Source organism: Bradyrhizobium sp. AZCC 2262 (assembly GCF_036924535.1).
In the GTDB taxonomy this organism is placed as follows: domain Bacteria; phylum Pseudomonadota; class Alphaproteobacteria; order Rhizobiales; family Xanthobacteraceae; genus Bradyrhizobium.
Genome location: NZ_JAZHRT010000001.1, coordinates 3,935,703 through 3,955,718, shown reverse-complemented (window position 1 = coordinate 3,955,718; position 20,016 = coordinate 3,935,703). Strand labels below are relative to the sequence as shown.

Sequence of the window (20,016 nt, the reverse complement as noted above, 5' to 3'; positions counted from 1 at the left end):
CGCGCGCCGCGCCCGCGGCTAACAGGCAAGAAGGATATTCGACGATGGCAACGATCACTGCAGCGATGGTCAAGGAACTGCGCGAGTCGACCGGCGCAGGCATGATGGACTGCAAGGCAGCGCTCACCGAAACCAACGGCGACATGACAGCCGCGCAGGATTGGCTGCGCAAGAAGGGCCTGTCGAAGGCCGCCAAGAAGGCCGGCCGCGTCGCGGCGGAAGGCCTGATCGGTGCGCTGACCTCGGGCGCCAAGGGCGTCGTGGTCGAAGTCAACTCGGAAACCGATTTCGTTGCGCGCAACGAGCAGTTTCAGGGCCTCGTCAAGATGATCGCCCAGGTCGCGCTGCATAACGGCGCCGACGTCGAGAAGATCAAGGCGGCCAAGGTCGGCAGCGTCACGGTCGAGACCGCGATTTCGGACGCGATCGCCACCATCGGCGAGAACATGTCGCTGCGCCGTGCGACTTCGCTCGAAGTCGGCCAGGGCGTGGTGTCGAGCTATGTCCATGGCGCGGTGATCGACGGCGCCGGCAAGATGGGCGTGCTGGTGGCGCTCGAATCGACCGGCAAGACCGATGAGCTCAGCCATCTCGGCCGCCAGCTCGCCATGCACGTGGCCGCGACCAATCCGCAGGCGCTGGATCCGTCCGGCCTCGATCCGGCGATCGTGACACGTGAAAAGGACGTGCTGGCCGACAAATATCGCCAGCAGGGCAAGGCGGAGAACGTAATCGAGAAGATCGTCGAGTCCGGCCTGAAGACCTATTACAAGGAAGTCTGCCTGCTGGAGCAGGCGTTCATCCATGACGAGAAGGGCAAGTCGGTCGCCCAGGCGGTGAAGGAAGCCGAAGGCAAGATCGGCGCGCCTGTGAAGATTGCCGGATTTGTGCGCTATGCTCTCGGCGAGGGAATCGAAAAGCAGGAATCCGATTTCGCGGCCGAGGTCGCGGCGGCCAGCGGCAAGAAGTAACCGCTGCGGTCAAAATCTTCCGGCGCAGTTGCGCCGGAAGTCACCTGCGCGGGACAAGGAAGCGATAAGCAATGGCTGAGCCGGTCTATCGTCGCGTCGTGATCAAGCTCTCGGGCGAGTATCTCGCAGGCAGCCACTCTTTCGGTATCGACCAGCCTACCGTTGACCGCATCGCCGACGATTTGATCGCGGCGCAGAAGCTCGGTGTCGAGGTGGCCGTCGTGATCGGCGGCGGCAATATCGTCCGCGGCGTGGAAGTCTCCTCGCGCGGCGTGTCGCGCCCGACCGGCGACACCATGGGCATGCTCGCCACCATGATGAACTGCCTGGCGCTGGAGGCGGCGATCGAGCGCAAGGGGACGCCGGCGCGGACCCTGTCGGCGTTCGTGATGCCCGAGATTTCCGAGCTGTTCACCCGCAGTGCAGCGCACAAATACCTCGCCGACGGCCGAATCGTGCTGCTTGGCGGTGGAACCGGCAACCCGTTCTTCACCACCGACACCACAGCGGTGTTGCGGGCGGCCGAAATCGGGGCGCAGGCCGTGCTCAAGGCCACCAATGTCGACGGCGTCTACAGCGCCGACCCCAAAAAGGACCCGCAGGCCAAGCGTTTCGACCGCCTGACGCATTCGCAGGCGATTGCCGGCGACTACAAGGTGATGGATGCGACCGCATTCGCGCTTGCCCGCGAGACGTCACTGCCTATCATCGTATTCTCGATCGCCGAGCCGGGTTCGATCGGCGCGATCCTGCGCGGGACCGGCCACGGCACGGTGGTTGCCGGCTGATATGCCGGTGCTGCTTCGAACCGCGGGCTTTAAGACGCCGGCGGCTGATTTCTAAGGAGGGGAGAGCGTTATGCCCACGCCCGGTTTTGACATCAACGAATTGAAGCGCCGCATGCAAGGCGCCTCCCAGTCGCTCAAGCACGAGCTGGGCGGCCTGCGGACCGGCCGCGCCGCGGCGTCCATGCTGGAGCCGGTGCAGGTCGAGGCTTACGGCTCGCACATGCCCCTCAACCAGCTCGCGACCGTCAGCGTCCCCGAGCCGCGCCTGCTCTCCGTGCAGGTGTGGGACAAGTCCATGGTGAAGGCCGTCGAAAAGGCGATCGTCGATTCCAACCTCGGCCTGTCGCCCGCGACCGAAGGCCAGGTGCTGCGCTTGCGGATTCCCGAGCTCAACGAGGAACGGCGCAAGGAACTGGTGAAAGTCGCGCATAAATACGCCGAAGCCGCCAAGGTGGCGGTCCGCCATGTCCGTCGCGACGGGCTGGATATCGTCAAGAAGCTCGAGAAGAATCACGAGATTTCCGAAGACGATCAGGAACGGCTCGCCAATGACGTGCAAAAGGCGACCGACGGAACGATTGCGGAAATCGATCAGTTGCTTGCGGCGAAGGAAAAGGAAATCCTCACCGTTTGACGGCAACGTTCAAGAATCGAGATTGGTCCTGGAATTCAGATAATGCCGAACGCCGCCGCCCCCGCCACGGAAGGACCGGATCGATCCGTCCCGTTGCATGTGGCGATCATCATGGACGGAAATGGGCGCTGGGCGGCAGCGCGCGGCTTGCCGCGTGCCGAAGGCCACCGCCGCGGTGTCGAGGCGCTGCGCCGCGTCGTTCGCGCCTCCCATGAACTCGGCGTGCTTTACCTCACGATCTTTTCGTTCAGTTCCGAGAACTGGTCGCGGCCGGCGACCGAGATCGGCGACCTGTTCGGACTGCTCCGCCGCTTCATCCGCAACGATCTGGCGACACTGCACAGCGACGGCGTGCGCGTGCGCGTGATCGGGGAGCGGGAAGGGCTGGAGCCCGATATTTGCACGCTCCTGAACGAAGCCGAGGAACTGACCCGGGCCAACACCAAGCTCAATCTCGTGGTCGCGTTCAATTACGGATCGCGCCAGGAAATCGCGGGCGCCGCGCAACGGCTGGCGCGCGAAGTGGCGGAGGGCAAGCGCGATCCGGCCTCGATCGACGCCGATGCGCTCGGCCGCTATCTCGACGCGCCCGACATTCCCGATCCCGACCTGATCATCCGCACCAGCGGCGAGCAGCGGCTGTCGAACTTCCTGATGTGGCAGGCGGCCTACAGCGAACTCGTATTCGTGCCGATCCACTGGCCGGACTTCGACAAGGCCGCGCTCGAAAGCGCCATTGCCGAATACGCCAGACGGGAACGCCGTTTTGGCGGTCTGGCCGCGAAAACCGGATCGTGACCGAACGCGAGGCCGCGCCGGCGGCAGCGAGCGCGCCCGATTCGCGAATTCGCGAATCTGATTCGCGCAATCTCGTGATGCGCATCGCCGTAGCCGTCGTGCTGATCCCGCTTGCGGTCGCGATCGCCTATGCGGGCGGCTGGCTGTGGACCGCACTGGTAACGTTGGCTGCCATCGGCCTGTTTGTGGAATGGCTCGCGATCGTGGGGCTCAGCGGAGCTACTCGCGTGACGGTGCCGGGTGTGGCCGCGCTTGCGGTCGCCGGGCTATGTTTTGCGATAGGCCGCCTCGATGCCGCGCTGATCGTGCTCGGCGTCGGATTCGTCGCGGTGGTGTCGATCGCGCCGGAGCGGCGAGGCTGGGCAGCGGCCGGATTTTTGTACGCGGCGGCAGCCGAGATCGCCTCAGTGCTGGTGCGACTCGATCCCATCAGGGGATTCGCCGCACTGATGTTCGTGCTGCTGATCGTGTGGGTGACCGACAGCGGCGGCTACTTTGCGGGCCGCGGCATTGGCGGCCCGAAGCTGTGGCCGAGCGTCAGCCCGAAAAAGACCTGGGCGGGCGCTGTCGGCGGGTTTGCCGCCAGCCTGGCTGTGGCGGCAGGCTTTGCCGCGTTCGATCTGGGCAAAGCAGGGCCGTTATTGATGCTTTCAGGGGCGCTTTCGGTCGTCTCACAGCTCGGCGACCTCTTCGAATCCGCCGTGAAGCGGCGATTTGGCGTAAAGGACTCAAGTCACATTATTCCCGGCCACGGCGGGCTAATGGATCGCCTGGATGGATTTGTCGCAGCCGTCGTCGTGGCGGCTCTTTTCGGCCTTCTGCGGGGTGGCGCCGATGGCGTCGGCCGCGGTCTTATGGTTTGGTGAAATTATGAGCGCAGTTCCGTTGCGTAACAACAAGGCCGTGGCGGCAGCCGCGCGCACCGTCACGGTGTTGGGCGCCACCGGTTCCATCGGCGACAGCACCATGGATTTGCTGCGCGGCGCGCGCGACCGTTACGAGGTCGAGGCGCTGACAGCGAATTCCAATGTCGAAGCACTGGCCAAACTCGCCAAGGAATTCGGCGCACGATTCGCTGCAATCGCCGACCCGGCGCGGCTCGGCGAATTGAAGGATGCCCTGGCCGGCACGGGCATCGAATGCGGCGCCGGCGAAAGCGCGATCATCGAGGCCGCGGCGCGTCCCGCCGACTGGGTGATGGCAGCCGTGAGCGGTGCGGCCGGGCTGAAACCCGCGCTCGCCGCGGTCGACCGCGGCGCGGCGGTCGCGCTCGCCAACAAGGAATGCCTGGTTTGTGCCGGCGATTTCTTCATGCAGCGCGCGGCGAAAGCCGGTGCCTGCATCCTGCCGGCGGATTCCGAACACAACGCATTGTTTCAGGCGCTCTCTTCCGGCAATCGCGAGGAATTGGTCCGCGTGATCATCACCGCCTCGGGCGGGCCGTTTCGCACCTGGGCGCCGGCCGACATCGAACGGGCGACGCTGGAACAGGCCTTGAAGCATCCGAACTGGAGCATGGGCCAGAAGATCACGATCGATTCGGCCTCGATGATGAACAAGGGTCTCGAAGTCATTGAGGCCTCCTATCTCTTCGCGCTGACCGCCGACGAGATCGACGTTCTCGTGCATCCGCAGTCGATCATCCACGGCATGGTCGAATTCTCCGATCGGTCTGTGGTTGCGCAGCTCGGCGCGCCCGACATGCGCATCCCGATTGCGCACTGCCTTGGATGGCCCGACCGAATCGTTGGCCCGTCGGCGAGGCTCGATCTCGCAAAAATCGGACAGCTCACCTTCGAGGCGCCGGACTTCGAGCGATTCCCGGGCTTGCGTCTGGCCTACGAGGCGTTACGTACAGGCCGTGGTGCGACCACGGTATTCAACGCTGCCAATGAGGTGGCGGTGGCGGCGTTTATTGCCGGAAAGATCAAATTCGGGTCGATCGCACGCCTTGTCGAAGCCACCATCAACGACTGGATTCGCGCCGGGAACCTTGCGCCTTTGAGCTCGGCCGACGACGCGATTGCCGTTGACCATAACGCGCGAAATCGAGCCGCCGCCCTATTGCCTCAAATTGCCTTAAAAGCATCCTAGAGGGTTGGGGATGGAGCTTTTGGCTCTTGTCGAGGGGAACCTGATGTCAGAGTTTTTTCTTCATAGTTTCAATACGTTGGGCCATGGGCTCATCGGCTACATCATTCCCTTTTTATTCGTCCTGACCATCGTCGTGTTCTTCCATGAACTCGGCCACTTCCTGGTCGCCCGGTGGGCGGGCGTGAAGGTGTTGACGTTCTCGCTCGGTTTCGGGCCGGAACTCGTCGGCTTCAACGACCGCCATGGCACGCGCTGGAAGATCTCCGCGATCCCGCTCGGCGGATATGTGAAGTTCTTCGGCGACGAATCGGAAGCCTCGACGCCCGCCTCGGCCGAGGCGCTCGCCAGCATGACCGAGGAAGAGCGGGCGGGCAGTTTCCATCACAAGAAAGTCGGCGCGCGGGCGGCCATCGTTGCCGCCGGTCCGATCGCGAATTTCATTCTGGCGATCGTCATCTTCACCTGTCTCTTCACCTTCTTCGGCAAGCCGAGCACGACGGCGCGCGTCGACAAGATCGAAGCCAGCAGCGCCGCCGAGCGGGCGGGCTTTCAGGTCGGCGACATCGTCACCGCCATCGACGGCAAGAAGATCGGCAGCTTCTCCGACATGCAGCGCTTGGTCAGCGTTCGTGCCGGCGACACCCTGACCTTCACCGTCAAGCGCGGTGATTCCACGCTGCAATTGAAGGGTACGCCGGAACTGCGCGAAGTGAAGGATCCCTTCGGCAACATGCAGCGCCTCGGGATTCTCGGCATCACCCGTGCGACGTCGCCGGGCGAGGTCACCACGGAGAAGGTCGATCCGGCGAGCGCACTTTGGCTGGGAATCAAGGAAACCTGGTTCGTCATAGACCAGACGCTCTCCTATATCGGCAACATCTTCACCGGGCGGGCCAGCGCGGACCAGATCGGCGGGCCGATTCGGATCGCGCAGATTTCGGGTCAGGTGGCCACGCTGGGGCTGATTCCGCTACTTCATCTGGCGGCGGTGCTGTCCATCTCGATCGGGCTGCTGAACCTGTTCCCGGTTCCCCTGCTCGATGGCGGTCACCTTTTGTTCTACACGGCTGAGGTGCTGCGGGGGCGTCCTCTGTCGGAAAAGTCTCAGGAATACGGGTTCCGTGTCGGGCTGGTTCTCGTGCTGATGTTGATGGTGTTTGCCTTTTATAACGACTTCCATCAGGTGCCGTGGCTGAAGGGATTGTTCGGGAGATCGTAGTAGCGGCTTTTTTGTGACGTTGCCCATCGGCAACGTCTTGGAATGAAAATGGAATCGCATCGCGAAGTCTGGTTTGCCGCCCTGTCGAAATTGGCTACAAGCAGTGCAACTTAGGGAATCTGCCGGTTCGTAGGGGTGTGTGCGGGCCGGCACTGCAATGACGAGGGCGCGTTGCGCATGATGTTGGGAATGCGAGTGCGGGGGGCTCTACTGGGCGCTCTGATCATGGTGGCCGCGCCGATGGGGAGCGCGCTGGTGTCTGTGCCGGCTGTGGCCCAGACCGTTGCATCGATCTCCGTTGAGGGGAACCGGCGTGTCGAGGTCGAGACCATCCGTTCCTATTTCAAGCCGGGCCCTGGCGGCCGGCTCGGGCAGGCCCAGATCGACGACGGCCTCAAGGCGCTGATCGAAACCGGCCTGTTCCAGGACGTGCGAATCAATCAGGCAGGTGGCCGGCTGGTCGTGACCGTGGTCGAAAACGCGGTGATCGGGCGCATCGCCTTCGAAGGCAACAAGAAGGTCAAGGACGAGCAGCTTTCGGCTGAAATCCAGTCCAAGCCGCGTGGCACATTCTCGCGCCCGATGGTTCAGTCGGACGCCCAGCGCATCACCGAAATCTACCGGCGCTCCGGCCGCTATGACGTGCGCGTGACCCCTGAAATCATCGAGCAGCCGAACAATCGCGTCGACCTGATCTTCACGGTCACCGAGGGCAGCAAGACCGGCATCAGGTCGATCGAGTTCGTCGGTAACGTCGCCTACTCGTCCTATCGCCTGAAGGACGTTATCAAGACGCGCGAATCCAACCTTCTGAGCTTCCTCGGCGGCGCCGACGTCTACGATCCCGACCGGGTCGAGGCTGACCGCGACCTGATTCGCCGCTTCTACCTCAAGAACGGTTACGCGGACGTGCAGGTGATCGCTGCGCTGACCGAGTATGACCCCGACAAGAAGGGCTTCCTCGTCACCTTCAAGATCGAGGAGGGGCAGCAATATCGCGTGGCCTCCGTCGACTTCCAGAGTTCCATCGCAACCCTCGATACCGCCTCGATGCGCAGCTTCTCGCGTGTCAGCGTCGGCTCGGTCTACAATGCCGAGGCGCTTGAGAAATCGGTCGAGGAAATGCAGATCGAGGCCTCGCGGCGCGGCTACGCCTTCGCCGTGGTGCGCCCGCGCGGCGATCGCAATTTCGAAGCGCACACCGTTTCGATCGTGTTCGCCGTTGATGAGGGGCCGCGTACCTATATCGAGCGCATCAACGTCCGCGGCAACACCCGCACCCGCGACTACGTGATTCGCCGCGAGTTCGACCTGTCTGAAGGCGACGCTTACAACCGCGCGCTGGTCGATCGCGCCGAGCGCCGGCTGAAGAACCTCGACTTCTTCAAGACCGTGAAGATCCTGACCGAGCCCGGCTCGTCGACCGATCGCGTGATTCTGGTCGTCGATCTCGAAGAGAAGTCGACCGGCGACTTCTCTGTGTCGGGCGGCTATTCGACCACCGACGGTGCGCTGGCCGAAGTCAGCATCTCCGAGCGCAACTTCCTCGGCCGCGGCCTGTATGCGAAGGCAGCCGTGACCTACGGTCAGTACGCGCGCGGCGGTTCGCTGTCGTTCGTCGACCCCTATCTGTTCGACTATCGCGTCGCGCTTGGCCTCGACTTGTTTTATCGCGAGCAATTGGCCAACAGCTACATCGCCTACGGCACAAAGACGCTTGGCTTCAGCCCGCGTCTCGGCTTCACGCTGCGGGAAGATCTCGCGCTTCAGTTGCGCTACTCGATCTATCAGCAGGAAATTTCGCTGCCGAGCACGCTCGCGAACTGTAATAACAATTCGTCGAACTCGCTGCTCGCGTTCAACCCGTCACCGGCATTTGCGAATCTGGCCGGCGTCGGCGCTGGCGGATCGATCACATCAGGCGGCCAAACCACCACCGACACCTCCGGCATCGGCCTGTGGTGCTACGGCGATGGCGAAGCCTCGCTGCCGGTCCGCAAGGAACTGCAGAGCGGCAAGGCGCTGACTTCGTCGGTCGGCTATTCGCTGAACTACAACACGCTGGACAACAACAAGAACCCGTCTGACGGCCTGCTGATCGACTGGAAGCAGGACTTCGCCGGTGTCGGCGGCGACGTGAAGTACATCAAGTCCGCGGTCGACGCGAAGTACTACACCCCGCTGGTCGCCGATATCGTCGGCCTGATCCATCTCCAGGGCGGCATGCTGAACCAGTTCGGCGGCAGCGAACTGCGCATGCTCGATCACTTCCAGATGGGTCCGAACCTGGTTCGCGGTTTCGCGCCGAACGGCATTGGTCCGCGCGATATCAACCCCTACGGCACGCGTGACGCGCTCGGCGGCACCAAATACTGGGGCGCTTCGTTCGAATTGCAGATGCCGTTCTGGTTCCTGCCGAAGGAAGTCGGGCTCAAGGGCTCGGTCTATGCCGACGCCGGCGGACTTTGGGACTACAAAGGCCCGACGTCGTGGGCGGCGACGGGTGAGGTCAACGTGCCCGGTTGCATCAAGCCGACGCAGGTCACGGCAACGACTTCGGCCGCTCCAGGAACGTGCTTGGGATTGCAGTATGACGACGGCAACGTGGTTCGCACCTCGGTGGGCGTCGGCATCATCTGGGCTTCGCCATTCGGTCCGCTGCGCTTCGACTATGCGGTGCCGCTTACGAAGGGTCAGTTTGACCGCGTGCAGCAATTCAAGTTTGGCGGTGGCACATCGTTCTAAGGTAGCTTGAAGCGAACGGACGTCAGGTCCGCGTGACGAGAACGCCTCGGAACTAGAAAGAGGGTCCGGCTCCGTTTCTTCGGAGCCGGCGCTCTGATGTGTAGGTCGGCCGAACTTTCGACGGGTGGAATGGCGCAGCCGATATTCTTCAAGCAACCTGCTTCCTCGACGCTGGCCGAACTGGCCGCGTTGACGGGAGCGGTATTGGCCGACCCCGCTCGCGGCGGCCAGGTGATCAGGAGCCTCGCTTCGCTCGACGAAGCCGGTCCCATGCATCTGGCGTTTTTCGACAACCTCAAATACGGCGATCAGCTCAAGGCGACCAAGGCCGGCGCCTGCCTGGTCAGCCCGCGTTTCGAGGCCCAAGTGCCCGCCCATGTGGCGGTGCTGCGGGCCACGCAGCCGTTCCGTGCCTTTGTGAAGCTGGCACGCGAATGGCACGCCGATGCGCTTCGTCCGCAATCCTGGTTCGACAATGACGGCATCGCGCCATCGGCGATCATCGATCCGTCGGCCCACCTGGAAGACGGCGTGATCGTCGATCCGCTCGCGGTAATCGGCCCCCGGGTCGAGATCGGCGCCGGCACCGTGATCGGCGCGGGCGCAGTGATCGGCGCTGACGTCAAGATCGGCCGCGACTGCAATGTCGGCGCCCGCACCGCGATTCAGTTCGCTTTGATCGGCAACAATGTCCTGATCCATCCCGCCTGCAGCATCGGGCAGGATGGCTATGGCTTCATCTTCTTCGGCCCCGAGGGCCATCAGAAGGTGCCGCAGACCGGCCGGGTCCTGATCCAGAACAATGTCGAGGTTGGCGCCGGCACCACCATCGACCGCGGCAGCCTGCGGGATACGGTGATCGGCGAGGGCACCAAAATCGACAATCAGGTCCAGATCGGCCACAATGTGACCATCGGCAGGCACTGCCTGCTCGCGGCCCAGATCGGGCTCGCGGGCAGCCTGACGATCGGTGACAACGTCGCGCTGGGGGCGAAGGTGGGCATCAACAACCACCTCAAGATCGGCGACGGCGCCCAGGTAACGGCCATGAGTGCAGTCAAGGACGACATTCCGCCCAATGGCCGCTGGGGCGGTCATTTTGCCAAACCGACCAAGCAGTGGTTCAGGGAGATTATTGCGGTGGAGCGACTGGTGCAGGGCGGCACGGCCGATCCGAAAGGCGAGGGACGGGAGTGATGGAGGAGGCACCGGTCAGGTTTGAGCTCGTGGATATCAACGAGATCCTCAAGACGCTCCCGCACCGTTATCCGATGCTGCTGATCGACCGGGTGATCAAGATCCGGACCGACTACAGCGGTATCGGCATCAAGAACGTCACCTTCAACGAGCCGCCGTTTCTCGGCCATTTTCCTGACCGTCCGGTCTATCCCGGCGTGATGATGATCGAGGCCATGGCGCAAACCGCCGGCGTGATCGGCATCAAGTCGGTCGAGGGCACCGAGAAGCCGCGCGCGGTTTATTTCCTCACCATCGACAAGTGCAAATTCCGCAAGCCGGTGATGCCCGGCGATACCATCGAGTATCACATGCGCTCGATCGGCCGCCGCAAGGCGATGTGGTGGTTTCACGGCGACGCCAAGGTGAATGGCAGCGTGGTCGCGGAGGCCGACGTCGGCGCGATGCTGACGGATTGATTGTATTTATCTGCCACACAACCGACGTCTTCCTGATGTCTTTGCTCAATCGCTGATAGCGGAACCCGCGCCGGTCGATTGACGGAATTTACTGGCTGGATCCGGTCTGGGTCCGCGCTTTTTCAACGGAGGCATCCGTGAGCAAGCCTGCGTCCATCATTTCGTGTTTGGTGATTTTTCTATTGATGTCGGCGCGAGGTTACGCGGCTGATCTGGACGGTCTCGTATCGTCTCTCAAGGGCGGTGGCTATGTCCTCGTGTTTCGACACGGCGCTACCGATGACAGCCAGAAGGATGTCTACCCCTTCAAGTTCGACGACATGACCGCGCAGCGGCAATTGAGCGAAAAAGGCCGCAACATGGCGCGCGAGCTTGGCGAAGCGCTGAAGAAGCTTGGCGTGCCGATCGGTGAAGTCTATACGAGCCAACTCAATCGCGCCGTTGAGACCGGCAGGCTGCTTGGCGGCAAGGGCGTCTCTCCGGTGGACGCATTGACCGACAGCGGTGCGGGCAGTTCGTCTGCGATGGCCAACCCGGACGGCAAGAGCGCCAAGACCGGACGCGCCATGCGCGATCTTGTGAACGCGCCTCCGAAGCCCGGCCTCAATAATCTGGCGGTAACGCACAAGACCAACGTCGCCGACGCCTTCGGCAAGGAATTTGCCGATATCCGCGAAGGCGAGGCACTTGTCTACAAGACCAGTGCCTCGGGCCCGGCCGTCCTGATCGCGCACGTGCAGCCCGGCGAATGGATCGCACTGGCGGGCAACTAGAGCATGATCCGGAAAAGGGGTACCGGTTTTCCCTCGGGACAAACGCGGAACGCGTTTGCCCGGAGATCATGCTCAAACAAGAAGATGACGAGCATGATTCAACTCAGTTGAAGCATGCTCCAGATTTGGTTTCGCCACGACGGAACTTCGGCCCGCTCACAGGTTTGTAGTTCCGGTGGAAGTGGGTGTTGCGGAGACGGGCCGCATGAAACTTCTCAGAGCCTCCGTAGCGCTGATCGCCTCAGCCGTTGCTTTCGCCGGCAGTGCAGCGGCCCGTGACGATGGCCGCTATGCCAACTCTCCGCTCAAGCCCTGGTTCGACAGCCTCAGAAGTAAAAAGGGTCTATGCTGCTCGGACGCCGATGGCTCCGCCGTTTCCGACGTCGATTGGGAATCGAAGGACGGTCATTATCGCGTCCGGCTCGAGGGTCAATGGATCGACGTGCCCGACGATGCCGTCATCACCGTGCCAAATCGCGCCGGTCGGACCATGGTGTGGCCGGTCAAGGACTCGCTCGGGATTTCGATCCGCTGCTTTCTGCCCGGCAGCATGACGTAGCGACGGCTCGCCTCGGTCTTCGAAGCCGGAAATTGGGTCGGCCGCAGATGGATTGCGCCCGACACATGACGTAACCATACGTCACTGGACAGCCATGATGTGCCGCGCTAACCACCCGAAAACGCGAGATATTCGCGTCCAATCGATGGGCTGGGCTGCTTGATGGGTACGATCGATCCAACCGCGCGGGTTGAGGATGGCGCTGTGATCGGCGAGGGGACAACAATCGGTCCCTATTGCATCATCGGCCGGAACGTCGTTATCGGCGCCAACTGCCATCTGATCGCGCATGTTCACGTCACCGCGCAGACCACGATCGGAGCCGGCTGCACGATCTATCCGTTCGTCTCGCTCGGCACCCCGCCGCAATCGCTGAGCTACAAGGGCGAACTGACCCAGCTCGAGATCGGTGCGGGCTGTACCATCCGTGAATCCGTCACCATGAACGCCGGCACGGTTGCCGGCGGCGGCATCACCCGTGTCGGCGAGCGCGGCTACTTCATGAATTGCAGCCATGTCGGTCATGACTGCCAGGTCGGCAATGACGTGATTTTTGCAACCTCCGCCACGCTCGGCGGTCACTGCGAGATCGGCGATTTCGTCTTCATCGGCGGATTGTCGGCCGTGCACCAGTTTACCCGAATCGGGCCGCAGGTGATGGTCGGCGGCGTCTGCGGCGTGCGTGGCGACATCATTCCATTCGGGCTCGCCAACGGTCAGTATGCGAGCCTCGAAGGGCTGAACATCATCGGCATGAAGCGCCGCAAGTTCACCAAGGAGCGGCTGGCGAAAGTGCGCTCGTTTTATCAAAGCCTGTTTCACGGCCCCGGCATCTTTGCCGAGCGGCTGAATGCGGTGCAGCCACTGGCCGGAGAGGATCCGGCGATCGCCGAAATCCTCGCCTTCATCGCGCAAGGCAAACATCGCGCGCTCTGCCTGCCCGCCGACGACGGAAACAAGCATTGATGACGGGATCGCCGCAGCCATGAATTCAGCGGCTTCTGACATTTCATCGCCCGTCGGCGTCATCGCAGGCGGTGGCGCCATGCCGTTCGCGGTGGCGGATTCGCTTAGCCAACGCGGGATCGCGCCGGTGCTGTTTGCACTACGTGGCGCCTGCGATCCGGCGCGCGTCGGGCGTTTCCGCCATCACTGGATCTCGGTCGGGCAACTCGGCCGTGCGACAAAACTGTTCCGCAGCGAGGGCTGCCGTGACCTGATCTTCATCGGCACGCTGCTGCGTCCGGCGCTGTCGGAAATCCGGCTCGACTGGGGGACGGTCCGCGTCCTCGGCCGCGTCTGGGCGGCGTTTCGCGGCGGCGACGATCACCTGTTGTCGGGGATCGCCCGCATCCTCGAACAGGACGGTTTTCGGATGGTCGGCATCCGGGACGTCGCCCCCGACATTCTGATGCCGGAGGGAAACATTGCCCGCGCCTTGCCCGATCCCGCTGCCACAGCCGATATCGCCAAGGGGCGGGAGGTGCTTGGCGCGCTCGGGCCTTTCGACATCGGCCAGGCCGTGGTCGTGATCGACGGGCATGTGGTCGCGGTCGAAGATATCGAGGGCACCGACGGGCTGTTGGCGCGCGTGGCGCGGCTGCGCGATGCCGGGCGCATCCGCGCCAAATCCGGCCGCGGCGTACTGATGAAGGCGCCCAAGAGTGGCCAGGATTTGCGCTTCGACCTGCCGACCGTGGGCGCTAAAACCATCGAAGGCGTGGCGAGGGCCGGACTTGCCGGCATCGCCGTGATCGCCGGCCATACGATCGCCGCGGAGGCGCAAGCCATGATCGAGGCCGCTGACAGCGCCGGCCTGTTCATTCAGGGCGTGCCGGCGTGACGCCGTCTCACACCACCGCCGGGATGGAGCGGAGGATATTTCTGATCGCGACGGAAGAGTCCGGCGATCGCCTCGGCGCCAACTTGATGAAAGTGCTGCGCCAGCGCCTTGGCGACGGGGTGCGGTTCGAAGGCGTCGGCGGCCGCGCGATGGCGCGCGAGGGCCTGGAGTCGCTGTTTCCGATCGAAGAGCTCTCGATCATCGGGCTCGCCGCCGTCGTCAGGGACTTGCCAAAAATCCTCGGGCTGATCAAGGAAACGGCTATCGCGGTGACGGAAGCGGCGCCGGATATTCTCGTCATCATCGACAGCCCGGACTTCACCCACCGCGTCGCCAGACGCGTCCGCGCCAAGGATCCCCGGCTGCCGATCGTCGACTATGTGTCGCCGTCGGTCTGGGCGTGGCGGCCGGGCCGGGCGCGCGCGATGCTGAAATATGTCGATCACGTGCTGGCGCTGCTGCCGTTCGAGCCCGAGGCGTATCGCAGGCTGCACGGGCCGCCCTGCAGCTATGTCGGCCACCCCCTGACCGAGCAAGTGGCCTCGCTGCGCCCGAACCCGGATGAAGCCGCGCGGCGGGCGCAATCGCCGCCGGTGCTGCTGGTGCTGCCGGGAAGCCGGCGCAGCGAAATCCGCCACCACATGGTGGTATTCGGCCAGGCGGTGGCGCGGCTGCAGGAGCAGGGCACAGCTTTCGAACTGGTGCTGCCGACCATGCCGCATCTGCAGGAGGCGGTCGTGGATGCGGTGAAAGGCTGGCCGGTGCAGCCCCAGGTCGTGATCGGCGAGCAGGAGAAGCGGGCGAAGTTCCGGATCGCGCATGCAGCGCTGGCCAAATCCGGCACGGTGACGCTGGAGCTGGCATTGGCTGGCGTGCCGATGGTGACGGCCTACCGGACCGGCACAATGGAGGCCTGGATCCTGCGCCGCGCCATCAAGGTGAACTCGGTGATCCTGGCCAATCTCGTGATCGGCGAGAACGTCATTCCTGAATTCCTGCAGGAAGACTGCACCCCGGAAAAGCTCGCAGAGGCGTTACGCGAGGTGATGAGCGACGGCGAGCTGCGGCGGAAACAGCTCGAGGCGTTCGGCAAAATCGACGGCATCCTGTCGACCGGCAACCAGCCGCCCAGCGCGCGCGCCGCCGACATCGTGCTGGCGACGATGTGGCAGGCGCGGCGGCCAAATTAGAGCGTTTTCCAGCGAAGTGGCGACCGGTTCGCGTCAAGAAAACGCGTCAACCCAAAAATCTAGAGCGCGGCCCTGGCCTCGCTCGGGTGCCAGATGCTGATCTTGCGGGTCTCCGGCATCAGGAAGACGCCGAGCACGAAGCACACCGCTGGAACCAGGATCGGGTAGATGAGGGCGTAGCCGATACTGCCGGTGGCCGCGAAAGCTGCCGTGGTGATGAATGGCACCAGGCCGCCGCCCCAGCCGTTGCCGATGTGATACGGCACCGACACCGACGTGTACCTGATCCTGCCGGGGAAGTATTCCGCCAGGAACGCGCCGACCGGCCCATACACCATCCCGACATAGCAAACGAGGATGAAGATGATGAAGATCGCGACCGGATAGTTGATGTTGCCAGGCTGCGTGACCGTTCCGAGCCACAAATACAGCGGATAGTAGGTGATCGCCGCCAGCAACATGCCGCCCAGAATCACCGGCTTGCGGCCGATGATGTCGGACAGCCAGCCAAAAAAGATCAGGCTCGGCGTTGCAATGAGCAGCGCTGCGCCCACGATGTAGGCCGAGGTCAGCGGGTCCACCTTGGAAACCTGCTGCAGGAAGTACAACGCCCAGAACTGACCGCTGTACCAGACCACGCCTTGCCCAATCAGCACGATGGTGGCGATCCCAACGTATTTGATGTTGGAGCTGAGGAAGGCTTCCTTCCAGGGATTTCTGGTCATCTGGCCCTTGGCCTTGATCTCCTGGAAGATAGGCGTCTCCTGCAGCTGGAGCCGGATATAGATTGCAATGGCCACCAGCAGGAAGGAAACCAGGAACGGGACGCGCCAGGCCCACTCGTCGAAGACCTGATTGCCGTAGTAGCTGCGCGTCGCGATGATCACGGCCAGCGACACCACGATTCCGAGCGTAGGCGAGGTCTGAAGCCACCCGGTGTAGTAGCCGCGGCGTTCGTCCGGGACGTGCTCGGCGACATAGGTGATGGCGCCGCCATACTCACCGCCCAGGCAAAGGCCCTGGACCATTCGCAGACCGAACAGGATGAACGCGGCGGTCACACCGATCTGCTCGAAGGTCGGGATCAACCCGATCGCTCCGGTGCCGAGTCCCATTCCGCTGAGCGTCACGAGGAAGGTGTATTTGCGGCCTACCCGGTCGCCCATCCATCCAAACAGGAAAGCTCCCAGAGGACGAATCAGAAATCCCGCCGTGAACAGCGCGACCGTGCTGAGCAGGGCCGCGACCGGGTGGGATTTTTCAAAGAACTTGACTGACAGGACCGCGGCCAGACTTCCGAAAATGTAGAAATCATACCACTCGATGACGTTCCCGACCGACGCGGCGACAATCACGCGGCGGAAATCCCGTGGGACTTGCATAGCCATGTTGTCCTCCTCTATTGCAGCCCATGCCCTCCTGTTTGCTTTTCTGCGACGGGTGCGAGGTTCGCGCGAAGCGCTTGTCCTCGGGGGGAGTCTGGAACTACCCGAGGCTCAGAACGGCTTTTTCAGCGCCGCGAGCTATCATTGCCTTTTCCCGTCAGCCCGGGACCAAGGCGCGGAAGCATTTTAGTCCCTAAACAAGAGGCGGCCTCATAAGACTTTTGGCTCAGTCGAGCCAAGCAAGGGGTACTCCCTCGGTGAATGGCACCGTCCGGTACACATGCCCGAGCGTCACTTCAGCAAGCAGCGCGCGTTGTGCGACGCCGCCAAAATCCTTCGTCGCTCCCGACGTCACCGAGGGACGGTCGTAGCGAGGCGTTCCGGGTTAGGCTTCAGGCAACTTCCCTCGTCAATTAGCTGTCCGATGCCAGTGATCGCGCCACCACGTGGTGAAGTCGCGATCGGTGGCTAGCTCCCAGACGGCAAACAGGATCACCACCAAGCCCGACACCACACTGTTTACCGTGGCCAAGGTTGGCTCGTAGCCAATCGTCCAGGGCACCGCCAGCAGGGCCAGGCCGAGGAGAATTCCTCCCCATTCCTCCAGGTAGGACGGAATGATGAAACCCTCCAGGGCAAACAAGATAACGCATAAGCCAAGCACGACGGTTATCCAGGCCGCCGCCCCGGCGAAGCCGAGGACGAACGGCGACAAGACCAACCACACGCCCAGCAGCAGGCTGGCGGCGTCTTGCCAATGTCGAATGCGCATGAAGCTCACTTCCTTTGCGCAAGCCTCTCCTTGCACGTAGTAATGGTTTTCGGTGCGGCTAGTGCGACCAAGTGGCCGTAGCGTGCCAACCTTCCAGGTGCGAGGCGATGTGTATTTCTGGGGGCGATGATCTAGATGTCGTAATAGAGATGAAACTCGTGAGGATGGGGGCGCAGCCGGATCGGATCGACCTCCTTCTTGCGCTTGTAGTCGAGCCATGTCTCGATCACGTCCCTGGTGAAGACGTCGCCGCGCAGCAGGAACGCGTGGTCGCTTTCGAGGGCGTCGAGCGCCTGGTCGAGCGAGCCGGGAGTCGATTTCACTTCTTTGGCCTCGGCGGGTGGCAGGTCATAAAGATTCTTGTCGATCGGCCGGCCCGGATCGATGCGGTTGTCGATGCCGTCGAGGCCCGCCATCAACATCGCGGCGAAGGCGAGGTACGGATTGCACGAGGGATCAGGGGAGCGAAACTCGACGCGCTTGGCGCGCGGGTTCGGCGAATACATCGGGATCCGGCAGCAGGCCGAGCGGTTGCGCTGCGAATAGACCAGGTTGATTGGCGCCTCGTAGCCGGGCACCAGACGCCGATAGGAGTTCGTCGTCGGCGCGCACAATCCGCACAGCGCCCAGGCGTGCTTGAGCAAGCCGCCGATATAATAGCGGCCGACCTCACTCAGCTCGGCGTAGTCCGCCTTGCTGTGGAACAGGTTGGTCTCGCCCTTCCACAGGCTCTGGTGCACATGCATGCCGGAAGCGTTATCCTCGAACAGTGGTTTAGGCATGAACGTTGCGGTCATGCCGTTCTGGCGGGCAGTGTTCTTGACCACGTATTTGTAGATCATCAGATTGTCGGCCATGCGGGTGAGCGTGGTGAAGCGCATGTCGATTTCGTTTTGCCCGCCGGTCGCGACTTCATGGTGATGGGCCTCGATCTGGATCCCCAGTGACTCCATCGTCAGCACCATCTCGGTTCGCAGATCCTGCATGCTGTCGGTCGGGGGAACGGGGAAGTATCCCTCTTTCGGGCGCGGCTTGTGACCGAGGTTCGGTACCTCGTCCTCGCCGGTGTTCCAGCTGCCCTCGCTGGAATCGATTTCGTGGAAGGCATAGTTGATGCCCTGTCCGTAGCGCACACTGTTGAAGACGAAGAATTCGGCCTCCGGGCCGAAATAGCTGGTATCGGCGCGTCCGCTGCCCTTCAGATATATCTCGGCCTTCTGTGCGATGTAGCGCGCATCGCGGCTGTAGGATTGCCCCGTCACCGGGTCCCTGATGTTGCAAATCAGGACGAGTGTCGTTGCCGGGGTGTACGGGTCGAGGAAGGCCGTCGTCGGGTCCGGGACGACCAGCATGTCGCTTTCCTGAATCTCCTGAAAGCCGCGGATCGATGACCCGTCGAATCCGATGCCTTCATCGAGGGTGTTGATATTCACCGCGCCTGGCGGGACGGAAAAATGCTGCCAAACACCCGGCAGGTCGGTGAACCGCAGATCGATCATCTGGACCTTCTCGTCCTTGATCGTCTTCAAGACATCTTCTGTCGTGGCGCAATTCGGAACCATGGCTTCACTCCTCAGCTGTGAGGGATGTCTTGAAGAGCGGGCTGTCGTCCGGCCGCGGCAAAATGGCTTCCGACGGATTTTGGTCCATGCCCAACCCTCCACGGCGCCACTGCCGCGCCGGCTTCGATCCGGCACGGCGACGTCGCGTTCACGCAAATCCCGTTGCGTTGCCCGCGGGCCAGCGGCCTCAGCTTTGGTGCGGCCCTCGCATCATCTTCATGGCGTCTTCGATATGCCGCCAGGTTTTGGCCATTTCCGCATTGCCATTCTTTTCGAGCTCAATGGCGTTCTGAGCGGCTTCCGCTATGGCTTTTGCGCCGTGTGCTTCCAGCAACTGCCGCGCATAGTCGTGAATTTCGATTTCCCGCATGGCGTCACTCTCCTTTCGTACTGTGCGCGATGGTGTTCACCGATCGGGCGCCAGAACCGTAGACGTAGACACCAGCCAAGCGTTCACAGTTTGCATCCTGCCGCGGGACGTTTGCAAGGGCCTATTCGGCTCGCGGGCTTACGAAACCGGGCCGTGGCAGAGCATGATCCGGATGCGCTAGGCCTTGTGGCGTGCCTTCCGGCCGCTCGGGCAACTGATCTTTTGGGTCGAACCATGACGCGCCATCTGATCGCCAAATGTGCATTTTGGGTCGCTCGGTGATGTCAGTGTCAAGGCAGCCCATCCGGAGCAGGATCGTGTCTTTGCCCTCGCGCGCGGCGACGATGTGCGAGCCGCATTGGGTGCAGAAATACCGCGTCTTGCCGGGCGAGGATTCAAAACCTCCGAGCAGGTCTTCACCCCTGATCCAGCGAAAGCGGTCGCGGGGGACGTTGGTTACGGTCGAAAAGGCCGATCCATGTGTCTTGCGGCAGGTGCGGCAGTGGCAATGAACGATCGGCCCGGGATCCGAATCGACTTCGTACGCCACGTTTCCGCACAGGCAGCTTCCAGCAAGCATGGTGCCTCTCCCTCAAACAAAAATCCCGCCCAGGATATCATCCTCGGGCGGGATTTTCGAACGCTCGAAAATTGCGTC

The 20,016-nt window shown here is 62.7% G+C and carries 20 protein-coding genes; 15 read left to right on the top strand and 5 right to left on the bottom strand.

Annotated elements, in window-relative coordinates; all coding sequences use genetic code 11:
* The first annotated feature begins 44 nt into the window (after positions 1-44).
* The 15 genes from tsf to lpxB all read left to right on the top strand — a co-directional run bounded on the left by tsf (position 45) and on the right by lpxB (position 15,269).
* Positions 45-971, top strand: a complete 927-nt coding sequence (gene tsf / locus V1283_RS18850) for a translation elongation factor Ts (RefSeq protein WP_334387946.1) — start codon at positions 45-47, stop codon at positions 969-971.
* A gap of 71 nt (positions 972-1,042) precedes the next feature.
* Positions 1,043-1,759 (top strand): UMP kinase, encoded by a 717-nt coding sequence (gene pyrH / locus V1283_RS18845; RefSeq protein WP_334387945.1) that lies wholly within the window; start codon positions 1,043-1,045, stop codon positions 1,757-1,759.
* Between the two features lie 70 nt (positions 1,760-1,829).
* Positions 1,830-2,393 (top strand): ribosome recycling factor, encoded by a 564-nt coding sequence (gene frr, locus V1283_RS18840; protein WP_334387944.1) that lies wholly within the window; start codon positions 1,830-1,832, stop codon positions 2,391-2,393.
* Between the two features lie 42 nt (positions 2,394-2,435).
* Positions 2,436-3,191, top strand: coding sequence for an isoprenyl transferase (locus V1283_RS18835; protein WP_334387943.1), 756 nt, complete (start codon positions 2,436-2,438; stop codon positions 3,189-3,191).
* Positions 3,188-4,057 carry a phosphatidate cytidylyltransferase gene (locus V1283_RS18830; RefSeq protein ID WP_442895758.1) on the top strand — a complete coding sequence of 290 codons (870 nt, stop codon included), beginning with the start codon at positions 3,188-3,190 and terminating at the stop codon, positions 4,055-4,057. The genes V1283_RS18835 and V1283_RS18830 overlap by 4 nt, the downstream gene beginning before the upstream one ends.
* A gap of 4 nt (positions 4,058-4,061) precedes the next feature.
* Positions 4,062-5,285: a 1-deoxy-D-xylulose-5-phosphate reductoisomerase gene (dxr, locus tag V1283_RS18825; protein ID WP_334387942.1), complete on the top strand. Its 1,224-nt coding sequence runs from the start codon at positions 4,062-4,064 to the stop codon at positions 5,283-5,285.
* Between the two features lie 43 nt (positions 5,286-5,328).
* Positions 5,329-6,504: an RIP metalloprotease RseP gene (rseP, locus tag V1283_RS18820; protein WP_334387941.1), complete on the top strand. Its 1,176-nt coding sequence runs from the start codon at positions 5,329-5,331 to the stop codon at positions 6,502-6,504.
* A 177-nt stretch (positions 6,505-6,681) separates the two neighbouring features.
* A complete protein-coding gene (bamA, locus tag V1283_RS18815) occupies positions 6,682-9,249 on the top strand; it encodes an outer membrane protein assembly factor BamA (protein ID WP_334387940.1) in 2,568 nt (855 codons plus the stop codon).
* Between the two features lie 129 nt (positions 9,250-9,378).
* Positions 9,379-10,446: a UDP-3-O-(3-hydroxymyristoyl)glucosamine N-acyltransferase gene (gene lpxD / locus V1283_RS18810; RefSeq protein ID WP_334387939.1), complete on the top strand. Its 1,068-nt coding sequence runs from the start codon at positions 9,379-9,381 to the stop codon at positions 10,444-10,446.
* Positions 10,446-10,904, top strand: a complete 459-nt coding sequence (gene fabZ, locus V1283_RS18805; RefSeq protein ID WP_190241852.1) for a 3-hydroxyacyl-ACP dehydratase FabZ — start codon at positions 10,446-10,448, stop codon at positions 10,902-10,904. Before lpxD ends, fabZ begins: the two co-directional genes overlap by 1 nt.
* A 137-nt stretch (positions 10,905-11,041) precedes the next feature.
* Positions 11,042-11,677, top strand: coding sequence for a histidine phosphatase family protein (locus tag V1283_RS18800; protein WP_334387938.1), 636 nt, complete (start codon positions 11,042-11,044; stop codon positions 11,675-11,677).
* Positions 11,678-11,882: 205 nt separating this feature from the next.
* Positions 11,883-12,236 (top strand): hypothetical protein, encoded by a 354-nt coding sequence (locus tag V1283_RS18795; protein ID WP_334387937.1) that lies wholly within the window; start codon positions 11,883-11,885, stop codon positions 12,234-12,236.
* A gap of 162 nt (positions 12,237-12,398) precedes the next feature.
* Entirely contained in the window at positions 12,399-13,202 is an 804-nt protein-coding gene (gene lpxA, locus V1283_RS18790; protein WP_334387936.1) for an acyl-ACP--UDP-N-acetylglucosamine O-acyltransferase, read from the top strand.
* 19 nt (positions 13,203-13,221) lie between these two features.
* Positions 13,222-14,079, top strand: coding sequence for an LpxI family protein (locus V1283_RS18785; RefSeq protein WP_334387935.1), 858 nt, complete (start codon positions 13,222-13,224; stop codon positions 14,077-14,079).
* 23 nt (positions 14,080-14,102) lie between these two features.
* A complete protein-coding gene (gene lpxB / locus V1283_RS18780; RefSeq protein WP_334393099.1) occupies positions 14,103-15,269 on the top strand; it encodes a lipid-A-disaccharide synthase in 1,167 nt (388 codons plus the stop codon).
* Positions 15,270-15,328: 59 nt separating this feature from the next.
* On the opposite strand, the gene V1283_RS18775 is transcribed toward lpxB, so the two are convergent.
* From V1283_RS18775 to V1283_RS18755, 5 genes are all read right to left on the bottom strand, one after another.
* Positions 15,329-16,657 (bottom strand): MFS transporter, encoded by a 1,329-nt coding sequence (locus V1283_RS18775; protein WP_334387934.1) that lies wholly within the window; start codon positions 16,655-16,657, stop codon positions 15,329-15,331.
* 406 nt (positions 16,658-17,063) lie between these two features.
* Positions 17,064-17,426: an SPW repeat protein gene (locus V1283_RS18770; protein WP_334387933.1), complete on the bottom strand. Its 363-nt coding sequence runs from the start codon at positions 17,424-17,426 to the stop codon at positions 17,064-17,066.
* A 131-nt stretch (positions 17,427-17,557) separates the two neighbouring features.
* On the bottom strand, positions 17,558-18,988 hold the full coding sequence (gene glnA / locus V1283_RS18765) for a type I glutamate--ammonia ligase (protein WP_334387932.1): 1,431 nt from the start codon (positions 18,986-18,988) through the stop codon (positions 17,558-17,560).
* A 187-nt stretch (positions 18,989-19,175) separates the two neighbouring features.
* A complete protein-coding gene (locus V1283_RS18760; protein WP_334387931.1) occupies positions 19,176-19,358 on the bottom strand; it encodes a hypothetical protein in 183 nt (60 codons plus the stop codon).
* A 121-nt stretch (positions 19,359-19,479) separates the two neighbouring features.
* Entirely contained in the window at positions 19,480-19,938 is a 459-nt protein-coding gene (locus V1283_RS18755) for a GFA family protein (RefSeq protein WP_334387930.1), read from the bottom strand.
* Positions 19,939-20,016: the final 78 nt, after the last annotated feature.